Origin of the sequence: Polynucleobacter sp. es-GGE-1 (assembly GCF_018882005.1) — a bacterium.
Lineage (GTDB): Bacteria > Pseudomonadota > Gammaproteobacteria > Burkholderiales > Burkholderiaceae > Polynucleobacter.
Genome location: NZ_JACVPE010000002.1, coordinates 21,919 through 37,356, shown reverse-complemented (window position 1 = coordinate 37,356; position 15,438 = coordinate 21,919). Strand labels below are relative to the sequence as shown.

Annotated in this window: 13 protein-coding genes; 4 read left to right on the top strand and 9 right to left on the bottom strand. The window is 45.1% G+C overall.

Features of this window, described 5'->3' with window-relative positions; translation table 11 throughout:
* Positions 1-72: 72 nt before the first annotated feature.
* Positions 73-1,095, bottom strand: a complete 1,023-nt coding sequence (gene pstS, locus ICN35_RS01130) for a phosphate ABC transporter substrate-binding protein PstS (protein WP_215320468.1) — start codon at positions 1,093-1,095, stop codon at positions 73-75.
* A 304-nt stretch (positions 1,096-1,399) separates the two neighbouring features.
* Here pstS and ICN35_RS01125 point away from each other — a divergent pair, with 304 nt between their 5' ends.
* From ICN35_RS01125 to ICN35_RS01115, 3 genes are all read left to right on the top strand, one after another.
* On the top strand, positions 1,400-2,230 hold the full coding sequence (locus ICN35_RS01125; protein WP_216123590.1) for a hypothetical protein: 831 nt from the start codon (positions 1,400-1,402) through the stop codon (positions 2,228-2,230).
* A gap of 93 nt (positions 2,231-2,323) precedes the next feature.
* Positions 2,324-2,743: a hypothetical protein gene (locus tag ICN35_RS01120; RefSeq protein WP_216123589.1), complete on the top strand. Its 420-nt coding sequence runs from the start codon at positions 2,324-2,326 to the stop codon at positions 2,741-2,743.
* A 2-nt stretch (positions 2,744-2,745) separates the two neighbouring features.
* A complete protein-coding gene (locus tag ICN35_RS01115) occupies positions 2,746-3,720 on the top strand; it encodes a hypothetical protein (RefSeq protein ID WP_216123587.1) in 975 nt (324 codons plus the stop codon).
* 216 nt (positions 3,721-3,936) lie between these two features.
* Here the strand turns inward: ICN35_RS01115 and glmM are convergent, their stop codons facing one another.
* The 4 genes from glmM to ICN35_RS01095 form a co-directional block, all read right to left on the bottom strand.
* Entirely contained in the window at positions 3,937-5,280 is a 1,344-nt protein-coding gene (gene glmM, locus ICN35_RS01110; RefSeq protein ID WP_216123585.1) for a phosphoglucosamine mutase, read from the bottom strand.
* A gap of 39 nt (positions 5,281-5,319) precedes the next feature.
* Positions 5,320-6,189 (bottom strand): dihydropteroate synthase, encoded by an 870-nt coding sequence (gene folP / locus ICN35_RS01105; protein WP_216123584.1) that lies wholly within the window; start codon positions 6,187-6,189, stop codon positions 5,320-5,322.
* A gap of 29 nt (positions 6,190-6,218) precedes the next feature.
* A complete protein-coding gene (ftsH, locus tag ICN35_RS01100; RefSeq protein WP_215297025.1) occupies positions 6,219-8,096 on the bottom strand; it encodes an ATP-dependent zinc metalloprotease FtsH in 1,878 nt (625 codons plus the stop codon).
* 158 nt (positions 8,097-8,254) lie between these two features.
* On the bottom strand, positions 8,255-8,929 hold the full coding sequence (locus ICN35_RS01095; protein WP_216123582.1) for an RlmE family RNA methyltransferase: 675 nt from the start codon (positions 8,927-8,929) through the stop codon (positions 8,255-8,257).
* A gap of 126 nt (positions 8,930-9,055) precedes the next feature.
* Here ICN35_RS01095 and ICN35_RS11465 point away from each other — a divergent pair, with 126 nt between their 5' ends.
* Entirely contained in the window at positions 9,056-9,682 is a 627-nt protein-coding gene (locus tag ICN35_RS11465) for a YhbY family RNA-binding protein (RefSeq protein WP_216123580.1), read from the top strand.
* Positions 9,683-9,734: 52 nt separating this feature from the next.
* Here ICN35_RS11465 and ICN35_RS01085 read toward each other — a convergent pair whose 3' ends face one another.
* The 4 genes from ICN35_RS01085 to carA are packed head-to-tail and all read right to left on the bottom strand — an operon-like array spanning position 9,735 to position 15,218.
* The gene (locus tag ICN35_RS01085; protein WP_216123578.1) at positions 9,735-10,226 is read right to left on the bottom strand and encodes a DUF4149 domain-containing protein; all 492 of its coding nucleotides are present in this window, start codon (positions 10,224-10,226) and stop codon (positions 9,735-9,737) included.
* 8 nt (positions 10,227-10,234) lie between these two features.
* Complete coding sequence (gene greA / locus ICN35_RS01080; RefSeq protein ID WP_216123576.1) at positions 10,235-10,711, bottom strand: transcription elongation factor GreA; 477 nt, start codon at positions 10,709-10,711, stop codon at positions 10,235-10,237.
* A 56-nt stretch (positions 10,712-10,767) separates the two neighbouring features.
* The gene (carB, locus tag ICN35_RS01075) at positions 10,768-14,031 is read right to left on the bottom strand and encodes a carbamoyl-phosphate synthase large subunit (RefSeq protein ID WP_216123574.1); all 3,264 of its coding nucleotides are present in this window, start codon (positions 14,029-14,031) and stop codon (positions 10,768-10,770) included.
* Positions 14,031-15,218 carry a glutamine-hydrolyzing carbamoyl-phosphate synthase small subunit gene (gene carA, locus ICN35_RS01070; protein WP_216123848.1) on the bottom strand — a complete coding sequence of 396 codons (1,188 nt, stop codon included), beginning with the start codon at positions 15,216-15,218 and terminating at the stop codon, positions 14,031-14,033. Before carA ends, carB begins: the two co-directional genes overlap by 1 nt.
* Positions 15,219-15,438 lie beyond the last annotated feature (220 nt).

The window sequence follows — 15,438 nt, the reverse complement described above, 5'->3', positions numbered from 1 at the left end:
AAATATTGAAACAGCTCCACAAAGTTGTGGAGCTGCTCATGAATGATTGATTAAGAAAACAAGCATCAAATCTTACTTAGTTACAACCTTCGTAAACACATTCTTGCGAATGAATTCAGTAGTCTTGTCTGGCATTGGAACGTAATCCAACTCTTCTGCCATTTTTTTGCCATCTTTGAAGGCAAAGTCGAAGAACTTGATCACCTCAGCAGCATTTGCCTTATTTTCAGGATTCTTATAAAGCAGGATGAAAGATGCACCAGTGATTGGCCATGATTTAGCACCAGGAGCATTGGTAATAAATGTACCCATACCTGGAATAGTTGACCAGTCAGTACCAGCTGCAGCTGCAGCAAAAGTAAGATCATCAGGAGAAACATAATTACCATCTTTGTTTTTCAAAGAAATAAAGGTCATTTTATTTTTTTTGGCATAGGCGTACTCAACATAGCCAATCGAGTTCTTCACGCGGGTCACGTTTGCAGCAACACCTTCATTGCCTTTACCGCCAACTGTAGAGGCTGCAGGCCACTTCACGTTAGCACCAGAGCCAACTGAATCCTTAAATAAAGTACTAGTCTTTGCTAAGTAGTCAGTGAAAATTGCAGTAGTACCAGAACCGTCTGCACGGGTCACTACCGTGATTGGACCAGAAGGAATCTTAACGCCTGGGTTCATGATGGCGATACGCTTATCACCCCAATCAGAAATAAGGCCTTGGAAAATGTCTGCCAATGTTGGTCCGTCTAATTTGATCTCGCCTGGCTTCACACCATCCACGTTAATCACTGGAACAACGCCGCCAATAATGGCTGGGAACTGAACCATGCCATCTTTTTCGAGTTCATCAAATTTGACTGGATTATCAGTAGCGCCGAAATCAACGGTTTTTGCTTTGATTTGCTTGATGCCGCCAGAAGAACCAATAGATTGATAGTTCAAGTTAGAACCCGTTTTGGCCTTGAAGGCTTCAGCCCACTTAGCATAAATAGGATATGGGAAAGTTGCGCCTGCACCGGTCATGTCCACAGCAAATGCTGCTGGAGCAAGTGAAATAGCGCCGATAACGAGTGCCTTTTTCAAAAAAGATTTCATGTGATTAGTCCCGATATTGAAATAACGCAACATTGCGATGGGTTGACGATACGTTTTCACTATGACGATTTAGTGACAAGCCAACGTTTACAGATAATATCTATATTAATCAATATCTTGCAGAATATTGATTAAACTCATTACTCGGTCAGAAAATGATCATGAATGACTCGAAGCACCTTGTTTTATGCATGTTTTTCAAGCAAAGAGAAGCAAAAGAACTCCCTAAGCACTAGACATCTAAATGACATGGAATTGGACTATAAAAAATCTTTAAATCATTAGTACGTCCTGCAAGATTCTCATGAAACGCCTTTGCTTTGCTCTTCTGCTTCTCCCAATGCTGTCCCATGGATTTGAACCATTGAATACGGATGATGCAGGTACGGTAAAAGCTGGTGGCAATCAAATAGAGCAGTATTTTTTCTCGATTAATCGTAATGGCGGCAATCAACAAGCAGACGTGACCACGCCTGGTGAGGAATATACGGGCAGAACAGATGCAAAAGCCTTTCCTTTTACCTATACACGTGGCTTAAGCGATCAATTTGAGGCCTCAGTTTCTACTACCTACTACAACCAACCTAGTGGATATTACGCAAAGTTTGCCAACTATGTCCTTGCAAGTAAATGGCGGTTTTATGAGGACGAGCAACTAGGTTATGCCTTTGCCGTTAAGCCCACAGTCGTATTGCCGGCCGGCAAACAGCAACAAGTGGCTGGACTAGGCTTAGCAGCCTTCAATTACGGAATGAACTTTATCGCCTCAAAATACTGGCATGACATAGAAGTTCATATGAATGCGATGTATATGCGATCGCCCTACAACATCAATTACAGCGTAGGGTTTGCTACCGACAATAATCGTACGAACATATTTCTAGTTTCAGTAGCGCCTGTTTGGTCCATCAGCAAAGATTTGAAAATAGCACTCGATCTTGGAGTAACAACAAACCCACCGACAGTTGAACAATATGTCAGCCATTACGCCCTGATCGCAGGAATTTACTCACTTACTGAGAGCCTGGATTTAGGACTTTCTTATATGCGTACCGGCATGAATTACAGTCAAACTTTTGCATCGCAACAAGCTAGTGCCACGCGCAGCGAAGTCGGAATCACTTGGAGATTCTGAGTAACCTCGACATCTATTTTTAACAGCTACAAAATTGTCACAATCGCATAGCAAAATCACCCTAACCATTAATGCATTGAATTGGAGTCTGCCATGTACTATCAAATCATTCCCCTAGAGATGGGCTCCTTAGTAGAACGCAATATCTTCCAGCAAGAAAATAAAGAGATTAAGTGTGGAACAGTTTGGAAATTAGGCTCCGTTTTAACCAGCATCAAGCCATCCTTCATCAAGGCTTACGATCCTAATATTGGGATTTGCGTCGATGATATTCCTGGTGGCACAATCAGCAAGACTTATGGTGGAGAGAAAGTGATTTACTTTTCCGATACTGTCGGGGAAGATGAGCAAGATGAGCTCACGGATATCTTTTACCAAAGTAACCGCAAATATTCCAAGAATTATGCGGATGTCTTTCACGATCTCGGCTGGAAACACTGTAGCTTAGAATCCTATATCTTTGGCGAACTGGAAATTAAGGAGTTAACTGATGCATCTATCTCTCACAAATAAATATGCGGTTATTTAAAGCGTTTTTAGTTTGGCTGCTCATCGCCTGCTCGGGCGTTATCTCTGCCCAATCATTTGAGCCTTTTCAGTTTGTCGCTTTAGGTGACATGCCCTACTCTCTTCCGGAAGATAATGTTCGCTATGAAAGATTAATTTCTGAGATTAATAAAACCAAACCGAGCTTTAGCATCTTTATCGGCGATACAAAATCGGGCTCCACTCCATGTAGCGATGAATACAATCAGAAAGTTAAGGCCTATTTCAATCAATTTACCTCCCCTCTCATTTATAGCCTTGGTGATAATGAATGGACTGATTGTCATAGACCGCTCGCTGGTTCTTATGATCCCATTGAGCGACTAGATAAGCTCAGAAACATCTTCTTCAATACCACTAAGAGTCTGGGGAAAAAAACGCTTGATCTCACCAGACAAGCCGATGTAGATCCTAAAAATAAAAAGTTCGTTGAGAATGCTTACTGGGTTAAAAATCATTTTCTCTTTGTCAATCTCCATATCCCTGGATCCAATAATAATTTTGAGCGAGATGAACGATCCAAAGCGGAATACTATGAACGAAACCAAGCTAATCTAGATTGGATACAAAGTGCTTTTGCACTTGCCTCGATGAAGGGCTATTTAGGCATTGTCTTTGGCTATCAGGCCGATATGTTTTATACCCCTACGCAAGCAACTCATGCGGAAAGCGGCTATCGAGATACCTTACACACGCTCAGCAAACATGCGCAGGAGTTTAAGAAGCCCGTTCTCTTAATCCATGGCGATAGCCATCGACTTATCATAGACCAGCCATTAAAAACCATAGACCAAAAACACGTCGTCGAAAATGTTCTGCGCCTAGAGGTAATGGGTGCCGAACAAGTCCAAGCAGTTAAAGTCCAAGTCAATCCTGAGTCTGAGCAACCATTTAGTTTCACGCCAATTCTGTTAAGGCAGAATATGAGTCTTCCTAGGACCTAAGACCTAAGACCTAAGACATATTTTTTGATATCCTGCATCAGATTCGTATCACTACATGAAATATCACGCAATCCACACACACGTGTCATATTTCGTTTGTAGAGTGGAGATCTACTTATGGGAGATGTGGTGCAATTCTCTCGTTACTGGTTACGATAAGTTTGCACTAACAGCCCATAGGTAACCAAATTCAGAATTAGCGATGATGATGTATGACTAAATTGTAGGCACTAGATCTGCAATACTCTTTGCAGCACTCATGGCAACATCAGCATCTTTGGTTTCGACCATGACCCTCAAGAGAGGCTCAGTGCCAGATGCCCGAATCAATACCCTGCCAGTATCTTTGAGATCATTTTCTACTTTAGCAATCTGCTGCTGTAGAGATTCATCCGACTTCCAGTTGTACCCTGGTTTGAATTTCACATTCAAGAGTACTTGCGGGAAAATCTTCACTGTTTCCAGCAGTTGGGCAAGACTCTTCTTATTCTGACTCATAGCCGCTAAGACTTGTAATGCTGCAATCGTGCCATCACCTGTAGAGTGTTGATCTAAGCAAAGTAAGTGTCCAGATCCCTCACCACCAATGATCCAGCCTCTTTGCTTGAGCAATTCCAAAACATAACGATCGCCAACATTCGCACGCTCAAAGTGAATGCCAAGTCCTTTAATAGCATTCTCAACGGCTAAATTTGTCATGAGGGTGCCTACTGCCCCACCCAGCTTTTGGCCACGATCTAGCCGATCTTTTGCCAAGACATAGAGCAACTCATCGCCATTGAAGAGGCGACCGGTAGCGTCTACCATTTGCAAGCGATCTGCGTCACCATCAAGGGCGATGCCGATATCAGCATTAACTTCTTTAACTTTAGCAATCAAGGCTGCTGGTGCTGTAGCTCCACATCCATCATTAATATTGCGTCCATCTGGGTTAACGCCAATAGAGATGACTTCGGCACCAAGCTCATGAAATACATGAGGTGCAGTGTGATAAGCAGCGCCATTGGCGCAGTCCACTACCAGCTTCAAACCTTTAAGATTTAATTCACCTGGAAAGGTAGACTTGCAAAACTCAATATAGCGCCCTGCTGCATCGTCTAAGCGATAGACTTTTCCTAATTCTTTGGAGTTTACGCACCCCATGGTTTTTTCTAGCTCAGCCTCAATTAATAGTTCAAACTCATCCGATAACTTATCGCCATTAGCGGAAAAGAATTTAATCCCATTATCTTGATAGGGATTGTGTGATGCAGAGATCACAATGCCTGCAGAAAGACGCAAAGCTTTCGTGAGATAGGCAACGCCTGGAGTTGGAATGGGGCCACATAATAGAACGTCAACACCTGCAGCAGCAAAGCCAGCCTCTAGGGCCGCTTCAAGCAAGTAACCCGATACGCGGGTATCTTTGCCGATCAGCACTTTGCAATGCTCACCTGCTTTGACATCCTGATTCAATACCATGCCAGCGGCATAGCCTAGGCGGGTCATGAATTCCGGAACTATCGGAAAGGTGCCTACTTCGCCGCGAATACCATCAGTGCCAAAGTATTGTTTTTTCATAAATATCATTATAAAACTCAGAACTTTAGATTTTTGGATCTAAGTCTGGGTGTTTATGGCCTCCCAAAGCTTTAAGGCGTCAACCGTTTCGGCTACGTCGTGCACACGGATAATATTAGCGCCTCGATCAGCGGCCATGATCGCTGCTGCAATACTAGGGGCAACCCGATCGTTTGTATCTTTACCAGTAATTTTACCAATCATTGATTTGCGGGATATCCCCGCAAGGATGGGATAGCCTAGTGTTAAGAATGCTTGAAATTGAGAAAGCATATGCAGATTATGTTCAAGACTTTTACCAAAGCCAAAGCCTGGGTCTATGACTATTCTGTTTCGCTCAACACCATTTGCTTGCAATGATTCAGCCCGCTCTTGGAGAAATTGCTTCACCTCTGCAATCACATCTTGATATTCCGGATTAAATTGCATTGTGAGAGGGTGACGTTGCATATGCATTAAGACGATGCCGCAATTAGCATGCTCTAGCACGGCATCTATTGCACCTTCTTGCCTCAATGCCCAAATATCATTAATGCAATCTACACCCGTCCTTAACGCTTGACGCATCGTTTCAGCTTTGTAGGTATCAATTGATAGCGGCACGCCGCAATCCTTTAAACCCTCGATAACAGGCAATACGCGATCTAATTCCTCTTGAAGAGAAACAGGTTCAGCACCCGGTCTAGTCGACTCACCACCAATATCAATCAGATCAACGCCATTCGTGATCATTAGCTCTGCTTGGGCCAATGCATCTTTTACCGTTCTAAATTTCCCACCATCAGAAAACGAATCCGGTGTGGTATTCAGAATCCCCATAACGAGGGGACGCTTGCGTTGATGAAAGTTAAAAAGAAAACGCCCACAACACCATGTTGTGGGCATTAAATGCATGCCTTGTTTATCCATAAAGACAGCCCGTTAACTAAGACTGATATTTATGCAGTTGCTGGGGCGCTACCCGTTGCTGGACCTGGTGTACCAGCAGAGTTACCGAACTGGGTTGCAGGTGGTGGCTTAGGCGTCCGTGGTGGACGACCTTCCATGATGTCGTTGATTTGTTCAGCATCAATGGTTTCCCATTCTAGCAATGCGGCTACCATCGCTTCAACTTTATCGCGGTTTTGCTCGAGGATTGATCTTGCTAAGGCATATTGGCTATCAATCAGCATCCGAATTTCTGCATCCACTTTTTGCTGTGTCAACTCAGAAACCGTTTTAGTACTGTTGCGACCAAAAATACTTTCTGATTCAGTATCGACATACACCATCGTACCGAGGCTATCACTCATGCCGTAACGAGTAACCATATCGCGAGCCATTTTGGTGGCACGCTCAAAGTCATTAGAAGCACCAGTACTCATGGAATGCAAAAATATTTCTTCAGCAGCACGACCACCGAACAAAATTGCCAACTCTTCCAACATGCGATCTTTATAAAGATTTACACGATCAAATTCAGGCAACTGCCAGGTCACGCCTAGTGCCATACCACGCGGCATGATGGTCACTTTATGCACAGGGTCAGCCTTAGGCAGCACCTTAGCAACTACTGCATGCCCAGACTCGTGATACGCCGTATTGCGACGCTCTTCTTCGCGCATCACAGCAGACTTACGCTCAGGACCCATATAGATCTTGTCTTTAGCGTCTTCAAAATCTTTCATATCGACTGAACGCTTATTACGGCGTGCAGCAAATAAAGCAGCTTCGTTTACTAGATTCGCTAAGTCAGCACCAGAGAAACCGGGAGTGCCACGGGCCAATACTGCAGCATTCACATCTGGGTCAATCGGAACCTTACGCATATGTACTTGCAAGATTTGTTCACGGCCACGAATATCTGGCAAGCCAACATGCACTTGACGATCAAAACGTCCCGGACGCAATAAGGCTTTATCCAACACGTCTGAACGGTTAGTTGCGGCAACCACAATCACGCCGCTATTGCTTTCGAAGCCATCCATCTCAACCAGCATTTGATTCAAGGTTTGTTCGCGTTCGTCATTACCACCGCCCATACCAGCGCCACGATGACGACCTACTGCATCGATCTCGTCGATAAAGATGATGCATGGAGAATTCTTCTTGGCGTTTTCAAACATATCGCGCACGCGAGATGCACCAACGCCCACAAACATTTCTACGAAATCAGATCCTGAAATCGAGAAAAAAGGAACTTTCGCTTCACCCGCAATCGCTCGCGCTAACAAGGTCTTACCAGTACCGGGAGGGCCTACAAGCAAAACGCCATGGGGAATACGTCCACCAAGCTTTTGGAACTTCTGCGGGTCTTTTAAGAAGTCGACCAACTCAAATACTTCTTCTTTTGCTTCATCGCAACCCGCAACATCGGCGAAGGTAACGGTGTTGCTGTTCTCATCAATGAGACGCGCCTTCGACTTACCGAACGAAAATGCGCCGCCTTTACCGCCACCTTGCATTTGACGCATCATGAAAAACCAGAAACCAATAATTAATAAAGTAGGTCCAAGATAGTACAAAGCAGAAACCAGCATATTCGGTTCATCTTCTGCTTTACCAGTCACTTGTACGCCATACTTCATTAAATCACCCACCATCCAGATATCACCTGGAGAGATGATGGAATATTTATTACCATCCGCAGGAGTAACCTGCAATGTGCGACCTTGTACATCAACGCGCTTTACTTTGCCGGATTTGGCGTCATCCATAAATTGGGAATAGGTAACCTGATTCTGGTCCTTAGGCTTATCAAACTGTTTAAAAACAGTAAAAAGCACCAAGCCCACAATGAGCCACACACCGATTTTTTGGAACATATTGCTGTTCAAAATTGAGTCCTTTTCTGGAGTGAACCAGGAGTTAAAGCGAATCGCTACATAAGTATTTGATTCTACTACCAGCCTTTTTCAAGGGCTAATGGGATGTTTATTTGATAAACCCATTCATTTCAGGGGGTTATTGGACTATTCTAGGACGAATTGCTCCCTTATTTAGGAGATTTTAGGTTTCTTCCCAAGAGAAAGATTTCTGAAGACTTGGCCCTAGACGCCTTGGGCTTTCTAGAGGCAACGGTTTTGAAGACCTTTTTGAATGATTCCACGATCTGGCTATAACCGCTACCATTGAAGCATTTAATCAGTAGGGCACCCTCAGGCTTAAGGTGATCAACTGCAAAGTCGAGTGCAATCTCTGCCAAAAAGGCCATGCGGGCAGCATCAGCCACGCCGACCCCCGAAAGATTGGGGGCCATATCCGAGAGAACAAGATCAACCTTGCCTTCTGCATTTGTTGGCAATAAGGCTTCGAGTGCTGTAAGACCCTCTTCCTCACGAAAATCGCCCTGGATAAAGCTCACATCAGCAATATCTTCCATTGGCAAGATATCAATCGCAATAATTTGGCCATCGGGTTTACCTGACTCAATCTTGGGATTACTTTTGCCCAATTCAGTCAAACGGTTACGGGCATATTGAGACCAGCTGCCAGGGGCGCTACCCAAGTCAACAATCGTTATCCCTGCCTTAATCAGGTGATCTTGCTCATCGATTTCACTGAGCTTATAAACCGCTCTTGCGCGATAGCCCTCTTTTTGAGCCATCTTCACATAAGGATCCGTCAGATGATCCTGCAACCAACTTTTATTAAATTTATTCTTAGCCACAACTTACCCACTTTCGCCCTACATTTTCCTAGTTTCTGCCCCCTAAAGCAAAAGGAATCGACTGAAAACCAAGCAAATCCAGTCTAAATAGGCGCTTTTACCAATCAATGCTCTATCATCAAGTCCATGACAGCACTGACTATTACCCCTGCCCAACGTAAATCCCTCAAAGCTGATGCACACGATTTAAGTCCTGTGGTGATGATTGGGGGGGACGGCCTCACTCCAGCAGTCATTAAGGAAGCAAAGTTAGCCATCAATCATCATGGCTTAATTAAGGTCCGCGTATTTGGTGATGATCGTGAAGCTCGCATCGCAATCTATGAAGAGTTATGTGAGCAATTAGATGCCGCACCAGTGCAGCACATTGGTAAATTACTGGTGCTTTGGAAACCAAAAGATATCGTTGATGAGGCTTATGCCAATTTAGGTCGCTCCAGCAAACAAACTAAAAAAACTTTGCAAGCACCCCGCACCAAACGTCAACCTAATCGTGCACCAGCAAAATCGGGTATTCGCACCAGCAGCTCTGAAAGATCAGACCGTCGTTCTGCGTCCAATAAATCGCCGTTTGAACGTGCGGCGGCCGTCAAATCCTCAACACCTAAGAAGCGCGTTCTTCGCTCAGAAGCTGCTGAATCTAAGATTGGCTGGTCCTCGCCTGGCTATCGCAAGGCAGCTGCAGCACCTGCCCCGATTAAGAGACGCAAGGTTCGTATGAGTAGCAATAAGAAAAAATCTCTTGGCTCCTAAGAGCTTATTGTTTCATAAAGAGCGCCGCTAGTCGGCGTTTTTTATTAGCAATCTAATACTGCTTGGTATATGAACCGATTAAGCGCCAGACTAAATAGATGCCAAGCGCGCTCTGTATTAAGTACAACGCACTAGAGGCTCCATGGAGTTTGCCAAAGAGTTCGGCGGAGGGCGAGAGCATGACCGGCATACCTTGTATTAAAGCTTGATCGCGAAGAGTATTCATCCAAGGCATCAAGACCAGCACACCCAGCAAAGAACACAGCAATATTGCTAGCAAAAGCCAACGAGCCAAGCGATAAGCATTCAGGCCACGTCTAACCAAGAGATTGGCCAGTACCAATAATGCAATGGAAATGGTAATGCTCAAGTACGCTTCAATTCTAAAAATGGCTCCCGCTACCATCCCGGCAACTTGACGATCTGTCAAAGTACTAAAGATAGCTGGTGCCACTAAATAGCCAACGGTTAGAAGGCTACCTACCCAAAATGATGCTATTAGCGTAAAAAGTCTTTGCGCTCCAAAATAGTGAGCAGCGCTCATGATGTTAATTAGATATAGCGTACTGACAAGATCTCAACTTCGCGATTGCCGCCAGGAGCTTGCACAGCAACCACATCACCCTCTTCTTTACTGATTAAGGCACGGGCAATCGGAGAGCTAATAGAGATTTTGTTTGATGCAATATCTGCTTCATCATCACCTACGATTTGATAAGTGAACTTTGTGCCGTCTTCGAGATCCTCAAGATCAACTGTGGCACCAAAAACGACACGGCCAGAAACATCTAATGTTGCAGGATCGATAATTTGAGCAGCAGAGAGTTTGCCCTCTAGTTCTTGAATGCGACCCTCAATAAAACCTTGCTTTTCTTTGGCGGCATCGTACTCAGCATTTTCTGAAAGATCACCTTGAGCGCGCGCCTCAGAAATGGCATTAATCACTGCTGGACGTTCGACATGCTTGAGGCGGTGCAACTCCTCTTTCAGGAGTTCTGCACCACGCTTAGTAATGGGAATTGTGCTCATGCTACTAACCTAACTTAAAAACAGGCGCAAAACGCGCCTATAGATTGGATTTTAGATTAAATGAGCGTCCGATGTAAGTTTTGTAATGAATATACCTCGAGGGACTCTTTGCTGCCATTTTGGGATGCCAGCAATCCATCCATGACTGCACGAGCTGCACTAATGGTGGTGTAGTAGGTCACGCCATTTGCTTGAGCACTAGTTCGAATAGACCTAGAGTCAGCAATGGCAGTCCGGGTCTCATCCACCGTCGTGAACACCAAGGAGATTTCACCATTTTTAATGAAATCCACAATATGAGGACGACCGTCTTTGACTTTATTTACGACACGTACTGGAAAACCAGCAGCCTCAATGGCAGCAGCCGTTCCTTTGGTAGCCACCATTGGGAAACCGAGCTGGTGCAATAACTTAGCCACCTCAACTGCCTTGGGCTTATCACTATCTTTCACTGTCAGGAGCACAGTACCGCTCTTCGGCAATTTAATGCCAGCACCCAATTGAGATTTGAAGAGTGCTTCACCAAAGGTTTTACCCACACCCATCACTTCACCAGTCGAACGCATTTCCGGTCCCAGAATAGGATCAATGCCCGGGAACTTGTTAAATGGAAATACTGCCTCTTTGATCGAGAAGTATGGAGGCTTTACTTCAGACTTGATACCTTGCTGCTCCAAAGATTGACCCACCATGCAACGAGCAGCAATCTTCGCTAGCTGTAAACCCGTTGCCTTAGAGACAAACGGTACGGTGCGAGATGCCCGTGGGTTTACTTCCAAAACGTAAATCACATCTTTACCATCTACGTTCTGAATCGCAAACTGAACATTCATGAGACCAATAACATTGAGACCTTTAGCCATCGCTGCAGTTTGACGCTTGATCTCTTGAACTGTTTCATCGGATAGTGAGTAAGGAGGTAATGAACATGCTGAGTCACCTGAGTGAACACCGGCCTGCTCAATGTGCTCCATCACTCCACCAATAAAAACCTTCTGACCATCGCTGATGCAATCCACATCGCACTCTATTGCATCATTGAGGAAGCGATCAAGTAAAACTGGAGAGTCATGAGAGACTTTGACTGCTTCACGCATGTATCGCTCAAGATCACGACCATCGTGAACGATTTCCATGGCGCGACCGCCTAATACATAGGAGGGACGCACTACCAAGGGATAGCCGATTTCTTCGGCAAGTTTCAATGCCTCTTCTTCAGCCCGTGCAGTCCGGTTAGGCGGTTGACGCAAACCTAGGTCTTGCAAGAGTTTTTGGAAGCGCTCGCGATCTTCCGCTGCGTCAATCATGTCGGGCGATGTACCAATAATCGGTACACCATTGCGCTCTAGGTCTAAAGCGAGTTTCAGAGGCGTTTGGCCACCGTATTGGACAATTACCCCTTTGGGTTTTTCTTTCGCAACAATTTCTAATACGTCTTCAAGCGTGAGGGGCTCAAAATACAAGCGGTCCGAAGTATCGTAGTCAGTAGAAACAGTTTCTGGATTGCAGTTGACCATAATGGTTTCATAACCATCATCCCGCATCGCTAAGGCAGCGTGCACACAGCAATAGTCAAATTCGATACCTTGACCAATACGGTTAGGGCCGCCGCCCAAGACCATAATTTTCTCTTTACTTGTGGGACGAGATTCGCATTCACCATGCTCAGCCTCATATGTCGAATACATATATGCTGTATTGGTCGAGAACTCAGCAGCACAGGTATCTACCCGCTTATAGACTGGCACTACTTTTAAGCGATGACGTGCAGCGCGCACGGAAGATGCGTCAACTCCCAGTAACTTTGCCAAGCGACGATCAGAGAAGCCCTTTTGCTTTACAAAACGTAGTTCTGCAGCTGAGAGACTATCAATCTTGCGTAGCTTCAGTTCAGTCTCAATCGTAATGAGTTCTTCAATTTGTTCTAAGAACCAAGGGTCTACTTTGGTTTCGTTATAGATTTCATCTAAACCCATGCCCATGCGGAAGGCATCAGCAAGGTACCAAATACGGTCAGGTCCGGGCTCATTGATTTCATTGATGATGTCATCTAGATCTGTCGAAAACTCATCTAAACCATCCACACCAACCTCTAAGCCACGTAAGGCTTTTTGAAAAGACTCTTGGAAAGTGCGGCCAATAGCCATTACTTCTCCAACCGACTTCATTTGGGTTGTCAAACGAGAATCGGCCTGCGGGAATTTTTCAAACGCAAAACGGGGAATCTTAGTGACTACGTAGTCAATCGATGGCTCGAATGATGCTGGAGTAGCACCACCAGTAATGTCGTTCTTCAGCTCATCCAGGGTGTAACCCACTGCTAATTTGGCTGCGATCTTGGCAATCGGGAAGCCAGTGGCTTTGGAGGCTAAAGCTGATGAGCGGGAAACTCGAGGGTTCATCTCAATCACAATCATGCGACCATCCACTGGATTGATCGAGAACTGAACGTTTGAGCCACCAGTATCCACACCGATTTCACGGAGAACCGCAATCGATGCATTGCGCATAATTTGATATTCTTTATCGGTCAATGTTTGGGCGGGCGCAATAGTAATGGAGTCACCCGTGTGGACACCCATTGGATCTAAGTTTTCAATTGAGCAAACAATGATGCAGTTGTCGTTACGGTCACGCACCACTTCCATCTCAAATTCTTTCCAACCAAGCAACGACTCTTCAATTAAGAGTTCACGAGTTGGGGATAAATCAAGACCACGTTTGCAAATCTCTTCGAACTCTTCACGGTTATAAGCAATCCCGCCACCCGATCCACCCATGGTGAAGGAAGGACGTATTACTACTGGGAAACCAGAACTGCCAGTTTCCTGTTGAATCCGCTGCTGGACATCTAATGCTTCATCCATGGAGTGAGCAATACCAGATTTTGCAGAGCCAAGACCAATCTTGGTCATTGCATCTTTAAATTTCTGACGATCTTCTGCTTTATCAATAGCTTCTGGTGAAGCACCAATTAATTCACAGCCATATTTTTTTAATACACCATGGCGATGCAAATCTAATGCGCAGTTCAAAGCAGTTTGACCGCCCATAGTTGGCAAGATGGCATCTGGTTTTTCGGTTGCAATGATGCGCTCTACTACCTCCCAAGTGATTGGCTCAATATAAGTTACATCAGCCATCTCAGGGTCAGTCATGATAGTTGCAGGATTACTATTTACTAGAATGACTTTGTAACCTTCATCACGTAGTGCTTTACAAGCTTGTGCACCGGAGTAGTCAAACTCACACGCCTGTCCGATCACAATCGGACCAGCACCAATAATCAAGATGCTCTGAATGTCGCTACGCTTAGGCATTATTTGCCCTCCTTCTTACTGGCAGCATTCATAAGCTCCACAAATCGATCAAATAAATAGGCGATGTCATGCGGTCCAGGTGATGCTTCAGGGTGACCCTGGAAACAAAGCGCTGGCTTATCTTTCCAAGCCAAACCTTGCAACGATCCATCAAATAAGGAAACATGCGTCACGCGAATGTTATCTGGCAAGGTATTGGCATCCACAGCAAAGCCATGATTCTGAGAAGTAATAGCAACACGGCCAGTATCCAAATCTTTCACTGGATGATTTGCACCATGGTGACCAAACTTCATCTTCAGGGTTTTAGCGCCTGCTGCCAAGCCCATAATTTGATGGCCTAAGCAGATACCAAAAGTGGGTACGCCTTTTTCAATGATTTCTTTTGCAGCAGCGATTGCGTAATCACAAGGACCAGGATCTCCAGGGCCGTTTGAGAAAAATACGCCGTCAGGATTCATTGCTAAAACTTCAGCAGCAGAAGTTTGTGCAGGTACCACTGTCAACTCGCATCCACGTTCAGTGAGCATGCGCAAAATATTGCGCTTCACACCAAAGTCATAAGCAACTACTTTTTTGGTGGGTTTGGTTTTATTCAGAGTTCTATAAACTGGTTTGTCATCGGGGCCATGTAATTCCCACTCAGCTTCACGCCATTCATACGCTTTTGAAGTTGTCACTACTTTTGCCAAGTCGAGACCAGACATTCCGGGAAAGGCTTTAGCTAGCTCAAGCGCCTTTTTAGCCAAGACCTCGTAATCCTCGCCCAACTTACCCGCCACAATAGCGCCAGATTGGGCGCCTTGATCACGCAAGATACGGGTGAGTTTACGGGTATCGATTCCAGAGATCCCGACAACTCCGGCTTTGGTGAGGTAGCTCTCTAAACTCCCCTCAGAGCGGAAATTAGAAACCCGTTTTGGTAGATCTTTAATCACGAGACCAGCAGCATGAATTTGATCTGATTCAGCATCTTGTGGATTTACGCCGACATTCCCAATATGAGGGTAGGTCAAGGTCACGATTTGGCGTGAATAACTTGGATCGGTAATGATCTCTTGATAACCCGTCAAGGCGGTATTGAAAACAACTTCACCGGTAGTTTCGCCAGGAGCACCAATACTAAAACCGGGGAGTACAGTGCCGTTGGCTAGAGCCAACACAGCGGGAGGAAAAGAAGGAAGCAAGGGTGACAAACCATCTCCAGTCCCTGCTCCATCCGACGCTCAAAACCCCTAAAAAGACTAACCCGAGGCTTGTTTATGCGGGAGGTGAGTGTCTTTAAGCGCTAGGGTATTTAATAAGTTTCGAACCTTGCAATCATACCAGTTTTGGTCCATAAACCCTTGAATCCCCAGTCTAATAGCCTTTAGAGGCGGCTCCTCCCCAAATCCGAAATCTGGGGAG